General features: G+C 68.2%; 18 protein-coding genes. 13 read left to right on the top strand and 5 right to left on the bottom strand.

Features of this window, described 5'->3' with window-relative positions:
* Positions 1-7: 7 nt before the first annotated feature.
* Positions 8-1,690 (bottom strand): TM0106 family RecB-like putative nuclease, encoded by a 1,683-nt coding sequence (locus ON22_RS00340; protein WP_051157007.1) that lies wholly within the window; start codon positions 1,688-1,690, stop codon positions 8-10.
* Between the two features lie 375 nt (positions 1,691-2,065).
* On the opposite strand from ON22_RS00340, the gene ON22_RS00335 reads away from it, so the two are divergent.
* From ON22_RS00335 to rraA, 6 genes are all read left to right on the top strand, one after another.
* Complete coding sequence (locus ON22_RS00335; protein WP_033243801.1) at positions 2,066-2,704, top strand: DUF6474 family protein; 639 nt, start codon at positions 2,066-2,068, stop codon at positions 2,702-2,704.
* Positions 2,705-2,812: 108 nt separating this feature from the next.
* Complete coding sequence (locus ON22_RS00330) at positions 2,813-3,472, top strand: hypothetical protein (protein ID WP_051156999.1); 660 nt, start codon at positions 2,813-2,815, stop codon at positions 3,470-3,472.
* Complete coding sequence (locus tag ON22_RS00325) at positions 3,433-4,089, top strand: YcnI family protein (protein WP_033243800.1); 657 nt, start codon at positions 3,433-3,435, stop codon at positions 4,087-4,089. The genes ON22_RS00330 and ON22_RS00325 overlap by 40 nt, the downstream gene beginning before the upstream one ends.
* The gene (locus ON22_RS00320) at positions 4,086-4,628 is read left to right on the top strand and encodes a copper resistance CopC family protein (protein WP_033243799.1); all 543 of its coding nucleotides are present in this window, start codon (positions 4,086-4,088) and stop codon (positions 4,626-4,628) included. Before ON22_RS00325 ends, ON22_RS00320 begins: the two co-directional genes overlap by 4 nt.
* On the top strand, positions 4,625-5,551 hold the full coding sequence (locus ON22_RS00315; protein ID WP_033243798.1) for a CopD family protein: 927 nt from the start codon (positions 4,625-4,627) through the stop codon (positions 5,549-5,551). The genes ON22_RS00320 and ON22_RS00315 overlap by 4 nt, the downstream gene beginning before the upstream one ends.
* A gap of 46 nt (positions 5,552-5,597) precedes the next feature.
* Positions 5,598-6,086: a ribonuclease E activity regulator RraA gene (gene rraA / locus ON22_RS00310; RefSeq protein WP_033243797.1), complete on the top strand. Its 489-nt coding sequence runs from the start codon at positions 5,598-5,600 to the stop codon at positions 6,084-6,086.
* 13 nt (positions 6,087-6,099) lie between these two features.
* On the opposite strand, the gene ON22_RS00305 is transcribed toward rraA, so the two are convergent.
* The gene (locus tag ON22_RS00305) at positions 6,100-6,321 is read right to left on the bottom strand and encodes an RNA-binding S4 domain-containing protein (RefSeq protein ID WP_033243796.1); all 222 of its coding nucleotides are present in this window, start codon (positions 6,319-6,321) and stop codon (positions 6,100-6,102) included.
* A gap of 248 nt (positions 6,322-6,569) precedes the next feature.
* Between ON22_RS00305 and lysX the strand changes: the two genes are divergently transcribed.
* The 3 genes from lysX (at position 6,570) to ON22_RS00290 (ending at position 11,376) form a co-directional block, all read left to right on the top strand.
* The gene (lysX, locus tag ON22_RS00300) at positions 6,570-9,887 is read left to right on the top strand and encodes a bifunctional lysylphosphatidylglycerol synthetase/lysine--tRNA ligase LysX (protein ID WP_081595217.1); all 3,318 of its coding nucleotides are present in this window, start codon (positions 6,570-6,572) and stop codon (positions 9,885-9,887) included.
* 117 nt (positions 9,888-10,004) lie between these two features.
* Entirely contained in the window at positions 10,005-10,694 is a 690-nt protein-coding gene (locus ON22_RS37465) for a hypothetical protein (RefSeq protein WP_043739691.1), read from the top strand.
* A 67-nt stretch (positions 10,695-10,761) separates the two neighbouring features.
* A complete protein-coding gene (locus tag ON22_RS00290) occupies positions 10,762-11,376 on the top strand; it encodes a histidine phosphatase family protein (protein WP_033243794.1) in 615 nt (204 codons plus the stop codon).
* Here ON22_RS00290 and ON22_RS00285 read toward each other — a convergent pair whose 3' ends face one another.
* The 3 genes from ON22_RS00285 to gltB all read right to left on the bottom strand — a co-directional run bounded on the left by ON22_RS00285 (position 11,377) and on the right by gltB (position 18,678).
* On the bottom strand, positions 11,377-12,276 hold the full coding sequence (locus tag ON22_RS00285) for a cutinase family protein (RefSeq protein WP_081595216.1): 900 nt from the start codon (positions 12,274-12,276) through the stop codon (positions 11,377-11,379).
* A gap of 287 nt (positions 12,277-12,563) precedes the next feature.
* On the bottom strand, positions 12,564-14,033 hold the full coding sequence (locus ON22_RS00280) for a glutamate synthase subunit beta (RefSeq protein WP_033243793.1): 1,470 nt from the start codon (positions 14,031-14,033) through the stop codon (positions 12,564-12,566).
* Positions 14,026-18,678, bottom strand: coding sequence for a glutamate synthase large subunit (gene gltB / locus ON22_RS00275; protein ID WP_033243792.1), 4,653 nt, complete (start codon positions 18,676-18,678; stop codon positions 14,026-14,028). The genes ON22_RS00280 and gltB overlap by 8 nt, the downstream gene beginning before the upstream one ends.
* Before the next feature lie 950 nt (positions 18,679-19,628).
* On the opposite strand from gltB, the gene ON22_RS00270 reads away from it, so the two are divergent.
* From ON22_RS00270 to ON22_RS00255, 4 genes are all read left to right on the top strand, one after another.
* The gene (locus tag ON22_RS00270; protein ID WP_051156998.1) at positions 19,629-21,287 is read left to right on the top strand and encodes a DUF4407 domain-containing protein; all 1,659 of its coding nucleotides are present in this window, start codon (positions 19,629-19,631) and stop codon (positions 21,285-21,287) included.
* A gap of 274 nt (positions 21,288-21,561) precedes the next feature.
* Positions 21,562-22,398: a hypothetical protein gene (locus ON22_RS00265; RefSeq protein ID WP_051156997.1), complete on the top strand. Its 837-nt coding sequence runs from the start codon at positions 21,562-21,564 to the stop codon at positions 22,396-22,398.
* A complete protein-coding gene (locus ON22_RS00260; RefSeq protein ID WP_033243791.1) occupies positions 22,395-23,426 on the top strand; it encodes a DUF4129 domain-containing protein in 1,032 nt (343 codons plus the stop codon). Before ON22_RS00265 ends, ON22_RS00260 begins: the two co-directional genes overlap by 4 nt.
* Entirely contained in the window at positions 23,423-24,427 is a 1,005-nt protein-coding gene (locus ON22_RS00255; protein WP_033243790.1) for an AAA family ATPase, read from the top strand. Before ON22_RS00260 ends, ON22_RS00255 begins: the two co-directional genes overlap by 4 nt.

The raw sequence follows: 24,427 nt of genomic DNA, 5'->3' as shown, positions 1-24,427 counted from the left end.
ATGGTAATCAAGCCTGCGCCGGGCTGGGGCTCAGGTCGGTCGGAGCAGTCGGTGCCTGCGCGAAATCCGCGAGTGTGGGCACCTCCCGGTCGGCGCAATGCTCGGTCGGGGTCCGCGGATTCATCCATTCGCGCAGGACAGCTGTCGCGCGGACATCGTCTTCGTTGTATTCGAAAAGGCGGGTGCGCTGGGTGAGATCGGGCGCGGCGTCGTAACCGACCGCCCGCCGATACCAGCTCATCGACGCCTCACCCCCGGCCTCCGGATCGCGCCAGGCGAATCCGGCGACGGGCGCGATCTTCTTCAACCCCTTACCGCTCGGGCAGATGAACTGATCGGTGACGGCCTGGAACATATCCACCCACTGCGCCGAATCCACGAACTGTGTCACCTGCGCCGCGGTGGGCACCCCCGGCCGGCCGGCGAACCGGCGTGCGGACTCGTAGAGCCATTTGTCCTCGGCCGAGCGCGAATAGCAGTAGGCGGCAAACGTTTTACCGGCGGCCATGGCCTGTTCGCGGACCCCCATCAACCAGGTCCAGAATTCGGCGAAGGACCGGCCCTCGTCCTCGGTCGGCAGCGGATCCCAGGTGACGAACGGCCGGTACCTGCCGTCGAGCAACGTGCCCCAGAGGTAGGCGCCGTCCTCCTGATAACTCTCCAGATCCACATCCACCTCGACATCGGCGCGGCGCACCCACACGCGGTCGGACCGGCGTACCAGCGGCGCGTCCACCAGCCAGGCCCGCGCGGTGACCACGGCCTCTTCGAACGGCCCGTGCTGCCAATCCTCCGGTTCGGGTTCGGCCCAAGCGGCGAGTTCGTCGATTGTCCGCACACCGTGCGCACGCAGCACCTCGGCCCGCGACCCCGGCGCCACCACACTCACATCGCGGTGCTCGTTGAGCCATGCCTGGCAGCCACCGGCGGCGCCGCGCGTCCACCACGGGCACTGGCGGCATTCGGGAACCTTCGAGGGAACGGTGGCGACCTCGCCACGCAGCACCGCGATCCGGTCCGCGTAGCGGTTGTCGTAATCGGTGAGCACGGCGGACAGATCGTGCACCAGGATCCGGTCGAAGTGGAAGCCGATAACGCCGCCGACCGGGGTGGCGGTCGCCAGGCCGCGGCGTTGCAGCATCCGGTACACGTGGGCCAGGCGCTGCTGATCGCGGGGTTGCTGGCGGAGTTTCCGGGCCCGGTCGGGTTCGGGGCGCCAATGCAGCAGATCGGAGGTCAGCGGGTGGAATTCGGCCGGTTCGGGACGGCGTGGATCAGTGACCTTGTGGTTGACCACGATCACCGGGATATAGCCGCCGCCCACGTCCCGCAGCAGGATCTCGGCGCCGCCCCGGCGGCCGGTATCGGATTCCTGGGGAAGCAGCCCACCCCAGATCCGGGCCGCCCCCGCCGCGCACGCCCGCAACGTGGCCTCGGCGCGGGCACGGGCGGGCTGCGCCGGATCGATGATGACCCAACTATCCGGGTCCTCGGCGACGAGGGTGTCGCGAACCCGGTCGCGATGGGCCTGCGCGGCCGCACGCCGCTGCTGCACCCCGGGGTCCTCCCGGACTTCGGCCAGTTGTTCCGGATAAGTGGCGTCGAGCCCGAGCCGATGCCGGCAACCGATCAGGCCGCGGGCATCGAGAAATACGGTGCGGCCGCGGTCCGCAGCATCTCCGGCAGGCACACTGCCATCGTCGGCACCTGCTACGGTGCCGTTCCCGGCACCCACGCGGGCATCGGCGGCGCCTATGGCGGCGTCGCTTTCGGCACCCACGCCGGCGCCGGTTTCGGCACCCGCGCCGGCGGGGTCTTCGCGGTCGATACTGCCCGGTTGCACGCAAGCAGTATGGTCTCTACCCCCGACAGTCCGACTAATCGAGTCCCGTTCGACCCCGCTCACCCACATCCGCCACGACACCATTCCGCGGTAACCCGGGTGGCGTGTCTCGCCGGTTGGGCGGGGAACCCGATAGGGTGTCGGCGAACCGTGTGACACGGGTGGACGATGCGGTTTCCGTGTCGTATCGCCGCAGCGAACCAGCATGACGGAGGGCCTTCGATGGGGTTGTTCACCAAGCGCAAGCGGCGGCCGAATCGGCGGGCCGAGGCAAAGGCCCTCAAGCACAAGGCCGCAATGGAGGCCAAGCTCGGCGCCAAGAACGAGCGCAAACGGCACCGCACCGAGGCCCGCGCCCAGCGCAAGGTCGCCAAAGCGCAGGTCGCGACGCTGCAGGCCGAGGAGAAGGCCGCCCAGAAGACCGCCGCGCGCGCGGAACGTGACCCGTTCAGCCCGGGACAGGTCAAGAAGTACATCGGGGTGGCGCGGGTGCTGGTTCCGGTACTCGCTCCGCTGGCCTACCGCGGCGCCACCTATGTGCGCGGACAGCTGGACGCCCGGAAGGCGAAGCAGCTCGGGGTGGGTGTGAATCAGCTCGGCGACTACGCCGGCCACGGGGGCCGGCTGCAGGCCCGGATCACCAATACCCGAGCCGCTCTCGACAAGATCGCGAACGGCGACGCGGGCAAGGACACCCAGCAGTTCTTGACCAGTGCCCGCAACCGGCTCGAGGCGCTCGATTCGGCCGTCCGCACCGCCGATCAGATGCCCGCGGCGCGCCGGCGTTCGGTGCACGCGTCGATCGCCACCGAACTCTCCAAGATCGAGGCGGACGTCCTGGCCCGCCTCGGCGTCGCCTGAGCCCGGACGCCCAGCGCGCCACCGCGGGGGCGGCGTCGAGGCCGGACGGGCCGCCGACGATGATGGACGCCGACCAGCCGTCCCGCCGCGACCTCCCGAAAGTGCTCGATGTCCAGCAACCCGTACACCGGCCCCGCACAGTTGCGGGGTTGCGTGGTGGGCGTGGCGACCGGAGCGCTGGCCGTGGCCGCCCACGGCGCGGCGGGTGGCGGGTATCCCACGTCGGCCGGTACGGCCCTGCTGTTGCTGACCACACTGGTCACCGGGTGGGTCTCCGGATCCGTCGTGACCGGGGCACGCGGCCGGTTCGCACATCGGGCCGCCGTACCGGGGTTGAGTATTTTCCTGCCGCTGGCATCGGGCCAGTTCATCGGTCACTGGGCGCTGGCCGGGCTCACCGGTCACCACACCGGTACGGGTAGCGCGGTCGGTGAATCACCGACCGGCGGCCCGCTCTCCGCGGCGATGTTCGCCGCCCATCTGCTCGCGGTGCTGCTGTGCACCCTGATGATCACCGTGGCCGAACGGCTGTATCGGGCGGCCTCGGCGGTGTTGCGCGTGCTGCTCATGCCGGTGCGCCGCTTTCCACCGGCACCCCGGGTCTGTATCGCGGCGATCGTCACGACTCCGCGGAATCACGCTCCGAACGGGGCGTCGGGTCCACGCGCGCCACCGCGCCGTGTGATCGGCGACGTTCCCACATCCTTCGGAGAGAAAGTCTTCCGCCCATGTCCCACGGGTTTTCCCCACCCCTGCGCCGCGGTCTGACCGCCGCCGTCACCGCCGGTTTCCTGCTGGCCGGTGCCGGTACGGCCGCCGCGCATGTCAGCGTATCGGCGCCGAACGCGACCCCCGGCCGGTCCACCGTCGCGACGTTCAGTGTGCCCACCGAATCCGATACCGCCGCCACCACCGCGCTGCGGGTCACCGTGCCGGAGATCGCGACGGCACGCACCGAACCGGTCCCCGGCTGGACCGCGAAGATCGAACGCGACGACGAAGACCGCGTAGTGGCCGTGACCTGGACCGCGAATCCCGGCGGGCCCGGTATCCGACCGGGTGAGTTCCAGCGTTTCGTGGTGTCGCTGGGCCCGCTGCCCGAAACCGATTCGATCAGCTTCCCGGCCGAACAGTCCTACAGCGACGGCACCGTGGTGCGCTGGAACGACACCGGCGACCACGATTCGGCGGAACATCCGGCACCCGTCCTGACTCTCGGCGCGGAGAACGGCGACCAGCCCGGCCACGAACACGGCGAACAAGCCGCGGCCGAGCCGGGCGAGGGTACCGATACCACCGCCCGCTGGCTCGGCGGCCTGGGCCTGGCGCTGGCGGCGCTGGCCCTGGGGGCCGGTGTGGGCGCCGTGGTCAGGGGGCGGCGATGAACCGCCGGACGCCCCTGGTCGCCCTGGTCACCGCACTGCTGTGGCTGTTGCTCGGACCGATCGCCGGTACCGCCGGCGCGCATTCCACCGTGGTGGGCAGCGATCCGGCCGACGGCGCCACTGTCGATACCGGCCCCGCTCGGGTGACGGTCAGCTTCAACGAACCCCTGCAACCGAACTTCCCGGCCATGACCGTGGTGGGTCCGGACGGGAACCTGTGGTCCAAGGGCGATCCGGTCGTCGAGGGCCGCGATCTCAGTGTGGCGGTCGGCGAACTCGGTCCGGCCGGGGTCTACCGGGTCGCCTTCCGGGTCACCTCGGCGGACGGCCATGTCGTCGACGGCGAACGGACCTTCACGCTGAGCACCGCAGGCCAGGGCACTCCCGGTCCGGCGGTGGGCGCACAGGAGTCCGGGGACGAGTCGGGCGGCGGAGTCCCGGTGTGGGTCTATATCGCCGGTGCGGTGGTCCTGTTCGGCGCCGGTCTCGCATTCGCGCTGTTCGGTTCGAACCTGGGCAAGGGTAAGAACGAGCGGTGAGAAGTGGTCTCCCGGGCGGGCTCGACCGCCGGGTCGCGTTCGGACTCGCTGTTCCGGCGGGCCTGCTCGGGGTACTGGTGGCCTGGGCGCTCGGCGATATCCCGGCCGCCGCGACGGTGCGGTTGTGTGCGGATCTCGCCGGGGCCTCCGTGCTCGGCCTGGCCGCCCTGCCGCGGCTGAACGACCGGCTCGATATCCCGTGGCGCATGCTGGCAGTGCTGGCCGGGCTCTGGTGCTGCCTCGAATTCGCGGTGGTGGTATTCGCCGCGGGCGATGTGGTCGGCTCGGGCGTGACCGCGCTGAGCCCGGCGGATTTCGGCACCTATCTGGTGCGGATCAGCGGGGGTCAGATCGGCTTGGCCATCCTGGCCGGTACGGCGGTTGTCGCAGGCTACAGCACGCTCGCCTTCCGCCGGCCCGGCGGGCACACGGCCGATCTGGTGCTGGTGTTCGCCGCGGTTACCGTGACCCTGCGCCCCATCACCGGGCATATGTCGCAGCAGGTGTTCGGTTCGGTTCTGGCCGGGGTGCACGCGCTGGCCGCGGCGATGTGGCTGGGGCTGCTGCTCGCGCTGGGGCTGGTGGTCCGCGGACGCCGCGATTGGGCCGAGACCCTGCCCCGATACTCCGCGGTCGCTGTACCGATGGTGGCGGCGGTGGCGGTCACCGGAGTGATCAACGGTTCGGTCCGGCTGGGCGGGCTCACCCCGTTCTTCACAACCGGTTACGGCCTGATCATGGTGGCCAAATCGGTCCTGCTGATCGTGTTGCTGGCGCTCGGCTGGTGGTGGCGGCGGAGCTGGGTCGCGGCGGCGGCAGCACATCGGATGAGCGCCGAGGCGTCACTGCGGCGCGCGGTACTGGAGGTCGCGGTGATGGCGGCGGTGTTCGGGCTCGCCGCGTCGCTGGCCGTTGCCGGATAGCGGGGCCGATGCGGGCTGCCATGATCCGAACGGCACAATCAGAAATGTGACTGAATCAGAGCAGCAGGTGGCCACCGCGGATCTCGCCGACGAAATCGGCCCCGATATCCGCAGTTGCGATACCCAGTTCATCCAGTTCGGCGGCCGGCCGGTGTTCGCCGGGCCGATCACCACGATTCGGTGCTTCCAGGACAACCTGCTGGTCAAACAGACGCTGAGCGAGCCCGGTAACGGCCGGGTGCTGGTGGTCGACGGTGCTGCGAGCGTGCACACCGCACTGGTGGGCGATATCATCGCCGGCCGCGGAGTCGACAACGGCTGGGCCGGGGTCGTGGTCAACGGCGCCGTCCGGGACTCGGCGATTCTGCGCACACTCGATATCGGCCTGAAGGCCCTGGGCACGAACCCGCGCAAGAGCACACAGACCGGGTCGGGCGAGAAGGACGTCCCGGTGGAATTCGGTGGGGTGACCTTCCACCCCGGCGAAATGCTCTACAGCGACCACGACGGCGTCGTGGTCCGCGCCGAGGACTGATCCTGCGGCCGGATCATCCGGTGCTCACCCTGGCCTGATGACCGGCGATCGTCACCACATCGCCCGCTTGGAGCTGGCGACCGCGGCGCAGTTCGACCTCGTCGTTGACCCGTACCAGCCCGGCGGCGATCACTGTCTTGGCTTCCGACCCGGATTCGATCAGATTGGCCAGTTTCAGGAACTGGCCGAGCCGTATGGTGTCATCGTCGATGGGCACATCGATGGGATCCGGCATGGTCTCATGCTTACTCCCCCGGTCAGCGCGCCTTCCGACCGCCCCGGCCGAATCCGCCGGTAACCCGGAACAAACCGGCATACCCGGCATTTCACCGGTATCCGCCCGCCACGCCCGGAACCCGATTACCCATTTCGGTCAACCGCGCCCCCGCACAGGGCAATACGTGCGGATCTCGGGCGATCTGCCACTAACACGCCGGTACACAGCCCGGATTCGGTGCGGTCGGGCGGCAGACTGGAACAGTGATGTCCACGCAGGAACCGCCAGACCCCGAAGTACCCGGCCGAAACGGCACACCCGGACGATTCGCCGCGATACCGCGCGTCCTGGCTCTCGTATCGGGTGTTTTCGCGCTGGCCTGCCTGGTGTGGAGTGTGGTGCCGGGGTTGTCCGGTGCACTGCGTATCCCGCGTGACCATCTGGACCAGTACTACCTGTACGCACCCGCGACGAATCTGCTGTGGGCGGCCGCGGCCGGCCTGCTCGCCGTCGGGCTCTCCCGGCGCAAACGGGTCGCCTGGTGGGCGGCACTGCTCTACCAGGTGAGCTGGCTACCGGTGAATCTGCTCGATATCGTGCGCGAGCAGAGCCCGAACGCCGTGCTGGGCCTGCTCGTACATATCGGCGTATGCACGCTGCTGATAGCCGCGCGCGCACAATTCACCGCCTGGATCCGTCCTTGTTCACCGCGCCCCGCGGCGACCACGTTCGCCGCTGGTCTGGTGGCGGCCGGTGTCGCCGGGGGGTGTGTGGTGCAGCTGTTTCCCGGATCGCTGGCCGCGGGGGCGCCGCGTGCCCTGTTCGTCGTCTCCCAGCTCGGTGCCGGCCTGCTCGTTCGTCCCGGGCAACTCGACGGTGCCGCACCGTTTCCCACGGCGTTTCTGGTCGGCCTGTTCGGCGCACTGGTTTTCGCGGCCACGGTCACGGTGCTGGTGCGGACCCAGCGCGCGGAACATGCACTCACCGAAGCCGACGAGACAGCGCTGCGTGAACTGCTGAACAGCCCGGACCCCACCGGTTCGATCGATTATCTGGCGACCCGCCGCGACCGCGAGATCGTCTTCAGCCCGAACGGCCGCGCGGCCATCGGCTTCCGGGTGGAATCCGGCGTCTGCCTGGCCCTGGGCGATCCCCTCGGTGCCCGGGACTGCTGGCCGCAGGCGGTGGAGGCCTGGCAGCGTTACGCGCGGCAGTTCGGCTGGCCGGTCGCGGTGATCGGGGCCGGGGACGCCGGAATGCCGGTGTATCGCCGGGCCGGGCTCGACGCCGTGGCCGCGGGTGCGGAGGCGCTGCTGGATACCCGGACCTTCGCGCTGACCACCCCGGAACTGCGACCCGTCCGCGACACTCTCACCCGGCTGCGCAAAGAGGGTACGACGGTGCGGATCCGGCGCCACCGCGATCTCGGCACCGCGGAGTTCGCGCGCCTGGCGGTTACCGCCGAACAGTGGCGGCGCACCGAGATCGAACGTGCCTACCCGCTGCCGCTGGGCCGCTTCGGCGACCGGCGCGACGGTGAATGCCTGCTCGTCGAAGCGGTCGACGCCGAAGATCGTGTGCTCGGCATGCTCTCACTGGTGCCGTGGGGCCGGGCCGGCGCAACCTTGGAACTGCTGCGCCGCGAACCGGGCGTCGGCGAGGACATCACCGATCTGCTCATCGCGGAATTCGCGCTGCGCGCCGAACAGCACGGCATCGAACAGGTTTCGCTGAACTTCACCGTGTCGCGGTCGGTCTTCGAAGCGGTGGGCCGCCGAGGCCGGCCGGGGCCCGCCCGCGGTATCCGGGCGGCCGCGATCGCACTGCGCGACGGCCTGCGCGGCCTGCCGCTGTCGTTTTCGCACTGGTGGCAGCTGGACCGGCTGTACCGGTCGGCAATGCGTTATCAACCGCGCTGGTCGACCCGGTACGTCATGTCCGCCGATCCACGAGACCTGCCGCGTATTGCCGTCGCCGCCGCCTTCGCCGAGGGGTTGTTACCGCGACCGGCCGGTGCTGCCGGAGTTTTCACCCACACCGGATGTCATCGCGCCGTTCCCGAGCGCACCGCAGTGGCACCGCCCGTGGCTGCCACGACGGCGGAGGCCGATCCGGCGCCCGCCCACGATCTCCGGCCCGAGCAGGTCCGGGTGCGCACAGACAAACTGGACCGGCTGGTGGGTGCCCATATCGACCCGTATCCCCCGCCTTTCCCGCCGACCCATACCGTAGCTGCGGCCCGGCGGGTTCCGCGCGGCACCACCGTCCGGATCTCCGGCCGGTTGCTCCGGCTGCGGGACTGCGGCGGCGTGCAGTTCGCGGTGATCCGCGACTGGACCAGCGATATCCAGCTCCTGCTCGACCGCGAACGTCTCGGCGCGGCGCGCTGCGCCGAATTCGGCGAACTCTTCGATCTGGGTGATCTGATCTCGGTGAGCGGACAGCTCGGATACAGCCGGCGGGGCGAACTGTCGCTGCTGGTGGCGGATTGGCGAATGCTGGCCAAATGCCTGCATCCCCTGCCCGATAAATGGCACGGCCTCACCGATTCCGAGGCGCGGATGCGGCGCGGCTACCTGGACCTGATGATCGATCGAGAGGCGCGTGAACTGCTGGCCCGCCGTAGCGCGGTACTGCGCGCACTGCGTGATGCCCTGCACGACGGGGGTTTCCTGGAGGTCGGTTCACCGGTGTTGCAGCCCGGCCCCGGTACGGGGACCGCGCGCAGTATGCGCACCCATATCGATGCCGACAACACCGACCTGCATCTGCGCCTCGGCCCGGAATCCGCATTGAAACGATTGTGTGTCGGCGGCGTGGAGAAGATCTTCGAGCTCGGCCCCAGTTTCCGCAATGCGCGCGCGAGTGCCCGGCTCCTGCCCGAATTCACACTCCTGGAAGCCTACGAGGCCCACAGCGACCATCAACGGATGATGACGCTGTGCCGGCAGCTGGTGCAGCAGGCCGCGCTGGCCGCGAACGATTCGATGGTCGCCATGCGGCCACGGCTCGACGGTTCCCTCGAAGCCCTCGACCTTTCCGGTGAGTGGCGGGTGCGTTCGCTCTACGAGGCGCTGGGGCAGGAAACCGGTATCGAGATCACGCCCGACACCGGCCTGCCGGAGCTACGCGACCTGTGCGAGAAAGCCGATATCAGCTATCGGCCGGGCTGGGACCACGGCCGCACGGTCTACGCGCTCTACCAGCGGCTGGTGGCCGAAACCACTCGGGAACCCACCTTCTACACCGATCTGCCCAGTACCGTCGCACCCCTCGCGCGTCCGCACCGCCGCCGGGCCGGGGTGGCCGAACGGTGGGATCTCGTCGCCGGTGGAATCGAATTGGGCACCGGGCGCAGCGAACTGACCGATCCGATGGAACTGCGCCGCCGCTTCACCGCGCAGGCACGTTCCGCCGATGGCGGCCCGGCGATCACGGGACTGGACGAGGAATTACTGTGCGCCCTCGAACACGGTATGCCGCCGACCGGCGGCCTCAGCCTGGGCGTCGAGCGCGTGCTCATGCTGCTCACCGGGCGAACGATCCGGGAAACCCAGACTTTCCCGTTGGTCCGGCAACGGTGACGGTTCACCGGCCAGGTTCGGGAACAAGTGGTTTCCCGGTCGTGCACCGGGGAAGTACCGTGTAGCAACCCGGCGCCAGGAGGAGGGGCCGGACAACATTCTCGAACGGGGACGACTTTGAGTTATCTGGATCTGCTCTCCCACGCGAGTCAGGTGGACTACACCGCCTGGACTCAGACCGATGTGCTGGCCTCCGCGGTCGATCTGGAAGCACGGCGGCGAGGCAAGAGCAAGGGCGGCGGGGGCGGTTTGATCTTCGGACTGATCTGCCTGCTGGTCATCGTGGCCATCGTGGTCGTGGTCGTCGTGATGATGCGGAAGAAGAACTCCGGCGGTGCGCAGGGCGGCCAGTTCCCAGGGCAGCCTCCACAAGGCGGCTACCCGTCGCAAGGCGGCGGTTATCCCCAGCAGGGCGGCTACCCCCAGCAGAGTGGTTTTCCCCAGCAGGGCGGTTATCCGCAAGGGGGTTATCCCCAGCAAGGCACGTACCCCCCGCAAGGTGGCTACCCCAGCAGGGCGGTTTTCCCCAGCAGGGCGGCTACCCGCAGCAAGGCGGCTACCCGTCGGATCCCAACAACCCGAACCCGCCCCAAAACGGCCCGCAGCAGTACCCACCGGCCGGTCACTGACCCCGCAACCTTTCCTGCAACGGCCCGGTTCGCCGCACGGCGGACCGGGCCGTTCCGGTTCTTCGTCGGAGAACCGGGGCGCTCGGGGGTCGCCGGCAGAAAATCCGCCGCGGCGACAGCATGTCGGCGAATCGACAGGGCCGTGCCCTCCGGCTCGTACGACGGTCCGGCCGGTTAGCGTCCCGGCAGCTCCGACCACCCGGTTCGGTTGGTCGGCCGCAGGGTCGATACGGCAGAGTGGAGCCGTGCAATTGATACTCGTTCGCCATGCCCAGCCGCTCCGGGTCGACAATGCGGGGGAAGCCGCCGATCCGGGTTTGGCCCCGATCGGCGTGGAGCAGGCCGAACGGGTGCCGGCCGCGCTGGACCATCACCGGATCGTCCGGGTGATCAGCAGTCCGCAGCGACGAGCCCGGGAGACCGCGGCACCGACGGCCGCAAAACTCGGTCTCGATGTGGAAATCGTGGACGGTCTGGCGGAATACGACCGCGAACTACCGTCCTATATCCCGATCGAGGACGCGAAAACAGAATTCCGCGATACCTACGACCGGATCAAGGAAGGTCATCTGCCGCTGCAGATCGACGCCGATGCCTTCCGGTACCGGGTGCGCGATGCGATCACCGATATCGCCTCCACCACGGCCGCGGCCGATACCGTGGTGATCTTCGCCCATGGCGGGGTCATCAACGTGACCCTTCAGGACATCCTGGGTCTGGCCCGGCCGCTGACCTTTCCCATCGACTACTGCTCGATCACCCGGGTCCTGTTCTCGCGCACCGGCCGCCGCAGCGCGGCGACGGTGAACGAGAACGGCCACGTCTGGGAGTTGCTCCCCCGCAATATTTCGAACAGCTGATCAGGCCATACCGGCAATCCAGTTGTGCATCCAGGTCAGCGCGGTCTGGCCGCCACCGACGCGGTAGCTGCCGTAGGCATGATGTGATTCGGAACGGTAGAACGTTTCGAGTTCCTTGAACCGCTGCTCGTTGGCGCCTTCGGAAAGCTGTGCCTGCAGTGTGGGCACGCCGCCGTATTTCATCAGATCGTTGACGATCGCCGCGGCTTCGAGCTGGTAGCGCCAGAGGTTGGCCGGGTTGGCGTCGGAGCTCTGCGCGAGGAAGCCGGCGAAGCGGGTGACGAAATCGTCCTGCGCGGTCGCGCAATAGAGATCGTTGGGAATGCAGACGGTGCGGGTGCGGTCGCTGAGCCAGCCGAAACCGCCGACCCGCGGCCCGGCGGCGCCGGCGCCGGGCGCATGCGGGCCGACCTGGATATCGGCGGCGGCCCGGCGCGGATCGGAGATCAGCCCGACTCCGGAAATCCGTTCCGGCCGGATCGGGCCGAGTCCGGTACCGATCTCGGCCGCGAGATCGCCTGCGGCGTGCGCACCTTGGCTGTAGCCGACCAGGGCGACATCGGTGTTTCCGCACCGTGCGGTCATATCGGCGATCAGCCCGCGCGCATTGTCGACTGCCTCGTTCTTCGACCGGCCGTAGACATCCCCCTCCCAGGGGAACGCGGTGGCGGCGTAGCTGACGTAATCGACCTTCGCGGAGCTCGGTAGCCCGTCGGTCACATCGGCCAGCATGCCCGGTCCGGGGGATTTCTCGTTTCCGGTTTCCCAGGTCCCCGGAATCGCCACTACGTAGAGGCTGGGGCATCCGGGCGCGGCCGTTGCCGTCGCTCCTGCGGCCACCAGACCCGACGCGACAGCCGCACACGCGCCCAGCGCTGCGGCAACCCTCTTCAACTGCATGCTGCTCCAGTCACCCTGGCCCCGATCAAGGGGCGCTCCCGATTCCGCCGTCGCGAGGTGCCGAACCGGCCGACGGCAGCCGATGCGTAACAGGTGAACAACTACGCGTCACGAGTACACGATCGGATCACGATCAGGCTCCGGATCGCACCGTGGATAACAATAGAGCCACACCACACCGACCGCCAGCCGAACTCGGCCGAGATCACAAACGCGACCCGGACAGGACGACGGCGCGGTACCTCCGATCAGGAGGTACCGCGCCGTCGGGGGTTTCGGTGCCTAACTCAGCGCTGCGCGACCGCGGTCGGCGGAATGGGCGCCGGCAGGGCGGTTTCGCCCTCCAGGTACTCGTCCACCGCCGAGGCCGCCGCGCGACCCTCGGCGATCGCCCACACGATCAGCGACTGGCCGCGGCCCATATCGCCGGCGACGAAGACGCCGGGGATATTGGTGGCCCACTTCTTGTCCCGCTGGACGTTGCCGCGCTGGTCGTAGCCGACACCGAGATCGGTGAGCAGACCCGGCTTGTCCGGCCCGACGAAGCCCATGGCCAGCAGGACCAGATCGGCCTCGAGGGTGAAATCGGTGCCCTCGACCTTCTCGAACCGGCCGTTGACCATCGTGACCTCGTGCGCGTCGAGCCCGGTCACCTTGCCGTCGGAACCGACGAAGCGTTCGGTGTTCACCGAGAACACGCGTTCGCCGCCCTCTTCGTGTGCCGAGGAAACCCGGTACATGAGCGGGTAGGTCGGCCACGGGGTGGAGCCGGCGCGTTCGGCCGGCGGCCGCGGCATGATCTCGAACTGGTGCACGCTGGCCGCGCCCTGGCGGTGCGAGGTGCCCAGACAGTCGGCGCCGGTGTCACCGCCGCCGATGATGACGACCTTCTTGCCGTGCGCGTGGATCGGCGGCAGACCGTTGTCGTCGGTTACCGGATCTCCCTGCTGAACCCGGTTTGCCCAGGGCAGGAACTCCATCGCCTGGTGGATACCGTCCAGCTCACGGCCCGGAATGGGCAGATCGCGGGCCTGGGTGGCGCCGCCGGCGAGGACCACCGCGTCGTACCGCTCACGCAGTTCGTCGGCGGTGATATCCACTCCGACGTTCACCCCGGCCTTGAAGATGGTGCCCTCGGCCTCCATCTGCGCCAGCCGGCGGTCGATGAAACGCTTCTCCATCTTGAATTCCGGGATGCCGTACCGCATCAGGCCGCCGATACGGTCGGCCCGCTCGAATACGGTCACGGTGTGCCCGGCGCGGGTGAGCTGCTGGGCGGCGGCCAGACCCGCAGGTCCGGAACCGACCACGGCGACCTTCTTACCGGTGAGCCGGGTCGGGTACACCGGCGCGACCCAGCCCTCGTCGAAGGCGTTCTCGATGAGTTCGACCTCGACCTGCTTGATGGTCACCGGATCCTGGTTGATCCCGAGCACGCAGGACGCCTCGCACGGGGCCGGGCACAGACGCCCGGTGAACTCCGGGAAGTTGTTGGTCGCGTGCAGCCGGTCGATACCCTCGCGCCAGCGATCGGAATAGACCAGGTCGTTCCACTCGGGAATGAGGTTACCCAGGGGGCAGCCGTTGTGGCAGAAAGGAATACCGCAGTCCATACAGCGGCTTGCCTGTCGCTGCAGGGTTTCGTGCGGAAAACCTTCCTGGTACACCTCTTTCCAGTCCATCAGGCGCAGCGGCACCGGACGACGTTCGGGCAGCTCCCGGGAGGTGTGCTTCAGAAAACCTTGGGTGTCAGCCACGAGCGGCCTCCATAATCGCAGCGTCGACGTCTTTACCGCTCTTCTCGGCCTCGGAGATGGCGAGCAGTACCTTCTTGTACTCGCGCGGCATGACCTTCACAAAGTGGTTCACCTGCTGCGACCAGTCGCCCAGGATCCGTTCGGCCACAGCGGAACCGGTCTGTTCCCGGTGCCGGCCGATGATATCGCGCAGCCAGGTGAAATCGTCACCGGACAGCGCCTCGACGGCGTCCGCCTGTTCCGGGTTGAGCCGGCCGCTGAACGTGTTGTCGGGGTCGTAGACGAACGCGATACCGCCGGACATACCGGCGCCGAAGTTACGTCCGGTGTCGCCGAGGATGACGACACGACCACCGGTCATGTACTCGCAGGCGTGGTCGCCCACGCCCTCGACCACCGCGGTGGCCCCGGAGTTGCGTACGGCGAATCGTTCGCCCACCACACCGTTGATGAACGCCTGGCCGCTGGTCGCGCCGAACAGGATCACGTTGCCCGCGATGATGTTCTCCTCGGCGACGAACTCCGCCGGGGCGTTGGGAGCGGGACGCACCACCAGGTGGCCACCCGAAAGACCCTTACCGACATAGTCGTTCGCGTCACCCTGCACCCGCAGGGTGATACCTGCCGGAACGAAGGCACCGAAGCTGTTACCGGCCGAACCGGTGAGCGTGATGTCGATGGTGTCGTCGGGCAGGCCGGCGCCGCCGTAGAGCTTGGTGACCTCGTGGCCGAGCATGGTGCCGACGGTCCGGTTCACGTTCGTGATCTTGGTGTCGATCTTGACCGGTTTACCGAACTCGAGCGCATCCCGGCTCTGCGCGATCAGCTCGTTGTCCAGCGCCTTGTCCAGGCCGTGGTCCTGTTCCTTGGTCCGGCGGCGGTCCTGGAACATGAACGCCGTCTCGACATCGTCGAGGATCGGCGACAGATCCAGTTTGCTGGCCTTCCAATGCTGCTTGGCCTTGGTGGTGTCGAGCAGATCGACCCGGCCGACAGCCTCGTCCAGGCTGCGGAAACCGAGTTCGGCCAGCAGTTCCCGGACTTCTTCGGCGATGTACATGAAGAAGTTCTCGACGAACTCCGGCTTACCGGTGAACCGGTCCCGCAGTACGGGATTCTGGGTGGCCACACCCACCGGGCAGGTGTCGAGATGGCAGACCCGCATCATGATGCAGCCGGAAACCACCAGCGGCGCGGTCGCGAAACCGTACTCCTCGGCACCGAGCAGTGCGGCGACCACAACATCGCGGCCGGTCTTCATCTGGCCGTCGACCTGCACCACGATCCGGTCGCGCAGGCCGTTGAGCAGCAGAGTCTGCTGCGTTTCGGCCAGACCGAGCTCCCACGGCCCACCCGCATGCTTGAGCGAGGTGAGCGGCGAGGCACCGGTGCCGCCGTCGTGGCCGGAGATCAGCACCACATCGGCGTGCGCTTTCGATACGCCTGCCGCGACGGTGCCGACACCGGGCTCCGCAACGAGTTTCACGTGAATCCGCGCCTGCGGGTTCGCGTTCTTCAGGTCGTGGATGAGCTGCGCCAGATCCTCGATCGAGTAGATATCGTGATGCGGCGGCGGCGAGATCAGGCCCACGCCCGGCGTCGAATGCCGGACCTCGGCGACCCACGGATACACCTTGTGCGCGGGCAACTGGCCGCCCTCGCCCGGCTTGGCGCCCTGGGCCATCTTGATCTGGATATCGGTGCAGTTGGTCAGGTAGTGCGCCGTGACACCGAACCGGCCCGAGGCGACCTGCTTGATCGCGCTGCGCCGCCAATCGCCGTTGTCCTCCGGTTCGAACCGGGCCGGCGATTCGCCGCCCTCACCGGAGTTGGACCGGCCACCCAGCCGGTTCATCGCGATCGCGAGGGTTTCGTGCGCCTCGGCCGAAATCGAGCCGTAGCTCATCGCACCGGTGGAGAAACGCTTGACGATCTCGGAAGCGGGCTCGACCTCCTCGATCGAAATCGGGGACCGTGCACCCTTCTTGAACTTGATCAGGCCGCGCAGCGAGGCCAGCCGCTCGGACTGGTCGTCGACCAGCTTGGTGTACTCCTTGAAGATCGAGTACTGCCCCGTGCGGGTGGCGTGCTGCAGTTTGAACACCGTATCCGGGTTGAACAGGTGGTATTCGCCCTCACGCCGCCACTGGTACTCGCCGCCCACCTCGAGCTCGCGGTGCGCGCGCTCGTTGCGGTTCTCCAGGAACGCGACCGAATGCCGGGTCGCCACATCGGTGGCGATCTCGTCCAGGCCGATACCACCCAGATGCGAGCGCAGACCGGTGAAGTATTCGTCCACCAAATCCTGCGACAGGCCGATCACCTGGAACAACTGCGCACCGTTGTAGGAGGCGACCGTGGAGATGCCCATCTTGGACATCACCTTCAGCACACCCTTGCTCGCGGCCTTGTTGTAGTTCGCGACCGCCTTGCGGTAATCGGCCGCCAGATCGCCGGTGCTGCCGGGAACGGTCAGCGCGCCCCGCTCGAGCATGTCCTCGATCGATTCGAAGGCCATGTACGGGTTGATCGCGGCGGCACCGAAACCGACGAGCGTGGCCATATGGTGCACCTCGCGGGCGTCACCGGCCTCGACCACCAGACCGACCATGGTGCGGGTGCGTTCCCGGACCAGGTGGTGATGCACCGACGCGGTGAGCAGCAGCGACGGGATCGGCGCGAGCTTCTCGTTGGATTCGCGGTCCGACAGCACGATGATGCGGGCACCACCGTCGATCGCGGCCGAGACCTGGGTGTTGATGGCGTCGAGTGCGCGGCGCAGGCCGTCACCGCCGGCCGCGACCTCGTACAGGCCGCGCACCACGACCGAGCGCAGGCCGGGGTGGCTGCCGTCGTCGTTGATATGAACCAGCTTCGACAGTTCGTCGTTATCGATGATCGGCTGCTGGATCGCGATCTGGCGACAGGATTCCGGGCTCGGGTGCAGCAGATCTGCCTCCGGGCCGATATGGCGGCGCAGGCTGGTGACGACCTCTTCCCGGATGGCGTCCAGCGGCGGGTTGGTGACCTGCGCGAACTGCTGGGAGAAGTAGTCGAACAGCAACCGCGGCCGCGCCGAGAGCACGGCGATCGGGGTATCGGTACCCATCGAACCCAGCGCTTCGGCACCGGTTTTCGCCATCGGCGAGATGAGCAGGCTCAGTTCCTCGGTGGTGTACCCGAAGATCTGCTGCCGGATGAGCACCCGGTCGTGCGACATATGTACATGCGGGCGGTCGGGCAGATCGGAGAGATGCTTGATCCCGGCGTCGAGCCATTCCCGGTACGGGTGCTCGGCGGCCAGCTGCGCTTTGATCTCTTCGTCGTCGACGATCCGGCCCTGCGCGGTGTCCACCAGGAACATACGGCCCGGCTGCAGGCGGATCTTGCGCACGACCTTGGACTGGTCGATATCCAGAACGCCGACCTCGGAGGCCATGACCACCAGGCCGTCTTCGGTGACCCAGATCCGGCTCGGCCGCAGGCCGTTGCGGTCCAGCACGGCGCCGATGACGGTGCCGTCGGTGAAGCACACCGAGGCGGGACCGTCCCACGGCTCCATGAGCATGGAGTGGTACTCGTAGAACGCCCGGCGCTGCGAGTCCATGTTCTCGTTACGTTCCCAGGCCTCGGGAATCATCATCAGCACCGCGTGCGGCAGGGTGCGGCCACCCAGGTGCAGCAGTTCGAGGACCTCGTCGAAGCGCGCGGTATCGCTGGCGCCCGGGGTACAGACCGGGAAGATCTTCTCCAGGCGGTTCTTCCCGGCGGAATCCTTGCCGAAGACATCCGAACGCAGGAGCGCCTCGCGGGCCCGCATCCAGTTCTCGTTACCGGCGACGGTGTTGATCTCGCCGTTGTGCGCGACCCGGCGGAACGGGTGAGCCAGCGGCCACGACGGGAAAGTATTGGTGGAGAACCGGGAGTGCACGATGCCCAGGGCGCTTTCCACCCGGTCGTCCTGCAGGTCCAGGTAGAACGCACGCAGCTGCGGCGTGGTGAACATGCCCTTGTAGACGAAGGTCTGCCCGGACAGGCTCGGGAAGTACACCGATTCTCTACCGACCGCGCCTTCGCCGGCGCCGGCCTTGCCCAGTTCGTGCTCCACCCGCTTGCGGATGACATAGGCACGCCGTTCCAGGTCCATCCCGGTCAGCTGCTCGTCGGCACTCGCCGGCGAGCCGATGAAGAGCTGCCGGAACAGCGGCATGGCATCGCGGGAGAGCGCGCCGAGCGACGATTCGTCGATCGGTACCTCGCGCCAGCCGAGTACCGCCAGGCCCTCTTCCTTGACGATCTTCTCGACACCGTAGGACGCCCGCGCTGCCTCGCGCCGGGCCTGCGGCAGGAAGGCGATACCGGTGGCATAGGAGCCCTCCGGCGGCAGCTCGAAATCGACGACTGCACGGAAGAAGCGGTCGGGAACCTGGATCAGGATGCCCGCGCCGTCGCCGGAGTTCGGCTCGGCGCCCGCGGCGCCGCGGTGCTCGAGGTTCAACAGGGCCGTAATGGCCTTGTCGACGATGTCACGGCTGCGGCGGCCGTGCATATCACCGACGAACGCGACACCACATGCGTCGTGCTCGTGCGCCGGGTCATAGAGCCCGATGGGTCCGGGGGACCTGTGGCCAGGTAGTTGCGTCATGCCTCTGCCTTCGAGAAAGTCGACCTCGACGTGGGTGCGGCCTGGGGAGAACGCCCTGTCGAACGCCGGTACTGTCGAACGCTCCCTAAAGGACTGCGTTCGTACGTTGGCCGACACCAGCCGCGCTGATGGTGTTCGGCGTGCAGTCACGTCTGAAGTTGTTTCCACCTGCGGTTGTGCGCCGGTGCCCGCCGGTAACGAAGCGCTTACGCGCTCGGGACCCGGATACGGGTTTCGCCCGCTAGGCCGGCCTTGCCGATAGGTTGCCCGAACGTGCTTTCGGCCGGACATCTGTATGTGCGGCGTAAGAGCAAACGATAAGCCAGGCTCGGAACCCAACCAACCAAGGCTGCCCTAATAAACTGGGCTGCCAGGCCTTGAGCTGGGCTTCTTCATTCATTCCTCCACGTATGCGCGTTTTCTAGTGTAAAGCAGCGTTCCGGCTGAAATCGATTCCGGATCGACCCTCCGAACAGCGGCGATCCACCCGTCCGGCTCATTTCCCGATGCCCCGTCGCATCCGCCGAACCCACGCTCACCTGCATCGAAGATGAATTCCCGGCGGCGGCCATCGGCAAACCCACCCGCCCGCGGCTAACTGTCACACACCGCGGTGAGATGTTCGTGACAGCGTCGTGACAAGCACAGAACATGATCCGACCGTCCGGACTGTTTTACGTTTCCCGCGACACAGCACACGCACAGCAAACGCATCTTTCAGTGGTTCACGCCACATTTACAGCGGCGGGCCGAAGCTCTTTCCTGTTGCGGGAACGCAGAATTCGGCCAGGCCACAAGCTCCGCCGGACCCGGACAGCGCGCCTCGGCACGACATGCTCAGCGGCGCCTGTGAAGATGACCACACCAGCGCGCGAGGGCTCGATGGACTGCCGTGTCGCCTGTCACGCTGAGACAACGAATCGATGACAGCTGCAGAGGTTATGGGTCCCATGAGCGTCACCGGCATGTTCCTCTGGCTCGGCGGCGGACAGCCCACCGAGCCCACCGACGGATACGAGCGCACCGGCTATATCGTCACCGGCACAGGTGTGGCGCTGTTCGCGCTGGTCTCGGCGGGAGTCACCGGGGTCGCGCTGGGCCGCGGCGAGTGGCCGGCCGCAGCGGTGCTGCCCACAGCATTGATCACCGGACTGCTCATGGGCCTGGTGGGCCGCGCACTGGCCGGCGCCCAACCCGCCGCCCGGCCCGACCGGCCCGCGGGCACGACCGATATCGCGGCGGTGGCGACCAGGCTCGCGGTAACCGCGCTGACCGGTCTGATGGTGGCCGAACTGGCCACCACCGTGTTGTTCGACAGCTCGGTCGACAGGATCCTCGACGAACACGCAGTAGCCGCGGCCGCCGCCACTCCGGCAGTACGCACCGCCCAGGACGAGCTGGACCGCGCAATCGCCGACCGCACCGCACTGGACCGCGATATAGCCGGAGCCGAGGCCGATATCGACAACGCGCTCATCGTCGCCCGATGTGAGTTCAATCCCGGCCCGGGCTGCCCGCAGACGAAGATCACCGGTGTACCGGGCCGAGGCCCGGAGGCTCATACCGCCAACGACATGCTCGACGATGCGCGTACTGCCCTCTCGGTGGCGCAGAGCCGTATCGCTCCACTGGATATGCGCGTGGACAACGCCCGGACCGCGCTGGGCGACGCCCGGACAGTGGCCACAGCCGAGGGCGATCGCGGTATCGGAGCCCGCTGGGCAGCCATGCACGAGCACACCACCGGCCAGACCGGTGCATTCCTGTTGCGACTGCTCACCTGGGCTGTCTTCCTCCTGCTGGCCGCCCTCCCACTGATACTGCGCCGATGGCGCGGAGAAACCATGCAGGAGCGTCGTCGCGCCGCCGCGGCGGTAGCCGATCGCGCCGAACGTGCCGCCGACGCCGCCATCGCGGAGAAAGCGGCAGAAGTCCGCGCCGAAACCGCCGCCGTGAAGGCGGACCGGCAGCTGGCCGCGGCCCGGCTCGAAGCCGAGGCCGATACCGCGATCGACCGGGAACGCCAGCGCACCCGGGTGATCGCCGCGCTCGGCGGGCTGGAGATCGGAGTCACCGAGCGCACTCCCGAACCCGCCGCACTGCCGGCCGAACAGCGGTCACTGCCGGCCGGGACGGGGTCCGATCTACCGGTACCGCTCGAGAAGAGCCCCGCGCGACCGTCACGTGGCCTGGAACTGCCGCTGGTCGGCACGGTTCCGTTCACCGATACTGCCGCCCGCTGGATCGGCCCGCTGGTACCGGGTTTCGTGAGCTCGGCGTTCGAGGACGCCCTCGACACCGCGAGCCGGCCACTGCGAACTGCCCGCCACGTATTCACCGAAGCCGAGGAGATCACCTTCACCCTGCGCCGGACTCGCAACATCACGGTCGACGGCGTGACTGCGCAAGCACAGACCGGGCGCGACCGGTCAGGTGACAGCGCAGCGCCGGTGAACACGGTGGTGGACGCCGAGTTGACCCTGGAACCCGAGGCGATCGTCTCGTCGACAACCCGGCTGGAACCCGCAACCGGTACCGCACTGCCGGGACGCGCAACGGGAGAACTGCCGGAAGGACGCACACCCCGGGAACTGCCTCCCGGCAACTGAACGATGTCCGCACGTATCCCGCCGAAGCCCACCGGGGATTGCCGCCGCAGGGGTGCAACCGGCCGCATCCTTTCGAAGACCCCTGTCCATCCGCCGCCGTCACCTCGAAGGGCCGCATAGGAACGATGGCCGGCCCGGTACACGAGCGCGGCCGAATCATGCCCGTCCTGTCGTCCGCGTACCGGTTAGACTCGGCCGCGTGCAGCCTGCCGCCCCTACGGCCGGCTCCGTCGGGGCGGGAGTAGATCCGGAACACCGAGCCCGGAAAGCGACGGTGCCGATCCGTCCGCTGAGTTTCCGGGAACTGCTCGATGAGCCGTTCGCGCTGCTGCAGGCCGATATCCGGGTGATTGCCGGGTGCGCCGCGCCACTGCTGGTGGCCGGTGGCGCGGTGGTGGCTGCGTTCATCGGACTCGTCTCCCACCTGACCGGCGGATCCGATGACGGCACCGCGCTCGCTGCACTGTGCGCCACGCTCGCCGTCGCCTGGATCATCCGGACCGTGCTGCGTGGAGTCACCGTGAGCACGGGTCTCGCCCGCACGGCCGGCGCTCCGGTCGGGGTGCGGACGGCAGTGCGGCAGACCGGACAACGATCGGGTCCGCTGCTGCTGACCCAACTGTCGTTCACCGCGATCGGCCTGGCCGTGCTCGCGCCGAGCATGCTGTTCCTTCCGTTCGGTTTTCTCGGCATCGTCTGGTTCGTGCTCGTCTACCCCTTCTGCTGGTTCGGCCTCGCGTGGTTGCGAGCGCGGCATCTGGTGGCGGCACCCGTTCTTTTCGCCGAACAGACCACGGCCCGCGCGGCACTCGCCCGTTCCGGGATGCTCACCGGCACGCTGCGGATGCAGCGGACCGGTGTCTGGATCTGCCGGCATCTGGTCTACACGGTGCTGACGGCTCCCCTGCTGGGCCTCGCCCTGTTCGTCAGCGATATCTCGGGCACCCATCGCTGGCCCTTCCTCGTCCTGATCACCGGCAGCGGGCTGCTGCTGGCGGCCTTCACCGAGATCGTGGAATCCAGCGCACGGGTGGTCGGCTATCTCGATCTCCGCTGCCGCCGTGAGGGGATGGATATCCGGATTCCGGTCGCGAGCAGAGGTCATCGGTGACCGATCCGCATCGCGCCGTCCCGGACAGGCCGCATCTCGATACCGCGGACGCCCACCGCGTCGCCGCCGAACACGCTGCGGCCCAGGGCGATTACGACACCGCTTTCCGCGAGCGATTCCGTGCGGTGCTACGTGGGCTGGAACAGCACGGTGTGCTCGACGTACGTCGTTCCCGCACTGCCCGCGAGACCTCTCAGGAGGTCGCGGCGGCACTACCGTCCGAGCTCTCCGGCGATATTCCCCCGGCCGCCGGCGCCTTCGACGAGGTCGTCTACGGCGGCCGCCCCGCAGCGCCGGACGAATACGATCGGCTGGCCCGGGCCGATCGGTTCTCCGCCGCGGCGCCGCCCCCGGCGGCAGATCCGGTGGAAGTCGAGGCCGTCGGGCGTAGATCGCGGCCGCGCCGGGGCAGCAGCCGGAAGCTACCCGCGATGGTGCGCGACCCCCGTTTCTGGGCGACGCTGGCATCGACGGCGGTCGTGCTACTGGTGCTCTACGCGATATTGCAGGGCTGTAGCGGGCCCAGCGCACCGGATACCCCGCCGATCGACCCGCCACCGGTCGACCTACCGGACGATTACGATCCCGACCTCCCCCGCCCGACCGGTGACGATTCCGTCTTCACCGGCTCCCGTGCCTGGCTGGTCTTCGGCATCCTGCAGTTCCTGATTGCCGGCGTAGTACTCGTGTGGTGGCGGGCACGCCGCCGCGGGGCGGTGGTCGCCGAACCCCGGCCGGTGGAGGTGGCCGCCGGCGAACTACTGTCCGGGCAGGCCGGCCTGTACCGCCGCTCCGGCGACCACGCATATATCGCGAACGTCCTGCGGGCCGCCACGCTGCGCCGGCTACGCCGGGCCCTCGGCGTCGACGCCGGCATCTCCCCGGATGCCCTGGTGGCCGCCGTGGCCACCCGGATAGGGGCCGACCCGGACACTGTCGGTGCGGCGCTCTACGGACACGTACCGGATGCATCGAGCCTGGAACTCGTTGCGGCGCAACTCGAATGGATCGAAGCGGAGGTCGGATGACCAGCATTGACACCAGTAAGGACGGTCCCGCCGGCCCGGCGGCGCCCACGGCCGGAGAGGCCGCGGCCGCATTCGCCGCCCTGCGCACCGAGATCGGTAAGGCGGTCGTGGGCAACGACAACGCGGTCATGTACCTCGTGCTCGCCCTGCTGTGCCGCGGCCACGTACTCCTCGAGGGCGTACCCGGGGTGGCGAAAACGCTGCTGGTCCGGGCCCTGGCCACCGCCCTGGAACTCGACCACAGCCGAGTCCAGTTCACGCCGGACCTGATGCCCGGCGATGTCACCGGTTCACAGATCTACGATCCGCATTCGGCCGAGTTCACCTTCCGCGACGGCCCGGTCTTCACCAACCTGCTGCTCGCCGACGAGATCAACCGCACGCCACCGAAAACCCAATCCGCGCTCCTGGAATCGATGGAAGAACGCCAGGTCTCCGTCGACGGCCGGCCCCGCCCACTGCCCGACCCTTTCGTGGTGGTCGCCACCCAGAACCCGATCGAACAGGAAGGCACCTACCCGCTACCCGAGGCGCAACTGGACCGTTTCCTGTTCAAGGTCGATATCCATCTGCCCGAACGCGACGACGAATTCCGTATCCTGCAGCGGCATGCCGGGGGTTTCGACCCACGCGACCTCGCCGCCGCTGGATTACGACCGGTGGCGGGACCCGCGCATATCGCCGCGGCCCGGGCCGCGATCGCGGAAGTCGCGATCCGTCCCGAGGTGCTCGCCTACATTGTCGATCTCTGCCGCGCCACCCGGACAGCGGCGGCCGTCGCACACGGCGCCTCCACCCGCGGCGCGACCTCGCTCATGGCCGCCGCCAGAGCCTTGGCTTGGTTGAACGGACGGGATTTCGTAACCCCCGACGATGTGAAGACCGTCGCGATGGCCGTACTGCGGCACCGACTGCAGCTGCGGCCCGAGGCCGAGATAGACGGGATCACCGGCGAGCAAGTACTGGCCGGCCTGCTGCAATCCGTCCCGGTTCCGGTGTAG

The organism is Nocardia carnea NBRC 14403, from assembly GCF_000308515.1.
Classification (GTDB): domain Bacteria; phylum Actinomycetota; class Actinomycetes; order Mycobacteriales; family Mycobacteriaceae; genus Nocardia; species Nocardia carnea.
The sequence above is the reverse complement of the archived record's forward strand: the minus strand, read 5'-3'. Positions and strand labels throughout refer to the sequence as shown.

Excerpts from the sequence above, each read along its gene's own strand:
- ON22_RS00285 (WP_081595216.1), bottom strand. The coding sequence starts at position 12,276 with ATGCAGTTGAAGAGGGTTGCCGCAGCGCTGGGCGCGTGTGCGGCTGTC.
- ON22_RS00320 (WP_033243799.1), top strand. The coding sequence starts at position 4,086 with ATGAACCGCCGGACGCCCCTGGTCGCCCTGGTCACCGCACTGCTGTGG.
- gltB (WP_033243792.1), bottom strand. The coding sequence starts at position 18,678 with ATGACGCAACTACCTGGCCACAGGTCCCCCGGACCCATCGGGCTCTAT.
- ON22_RS00305 (WP_033243796.1), bottom strand. The coding sequence starts at position 6,321 with ATGCCGGATCCCATCGATGTGCCCATCGACGATGACACCATACGGCTC.
- ON22_RS00335 (WP_033243801.1), top strand. The coding sequence starts at position 2,066 with ATGGGGTTGTTCACCAAGCGCAAGCGGCGGCCGAATCGGCGGGCCGAG.
- ON22_RS00325 (WP_033243800.1), top strand. The coding sequence starts at position 3,433 with ATGTCCCACGGGTTTTCCCCACCCCTGCGCCGCGGTCTGACCGCCGCC.
- lysX (WP_081595217.1), top strand. The coding sequence starts at position 6,570 with ATGTCCACGCAGGAACCGCCAGACCCCGAAGTACCCGGCCGAAACGGC.
- ON22_RS00330 (WP_051156999.1), top strand. The coding sequence starts at position 2,813 with ATGTCCAGCAACCCGTACACCGGCCCCGCACAGTTGCGGGGTTGCGTG.
- ON22_RS00255 (WP_033243790.1), top strand. The coding sequence starts at position 23,423 with ATGACCAGCATTGACACCAGTAAGGACGGTCCCGCCGGCCCGGCGGCG.
- ON22_RS00270 (WP_051156998.1), top strand. The coding sequence starts at position 19,629 with ATGAGCGTCACCGGCATGTTCCTCTGGCTCGGCGGCGGACAGCCCACC.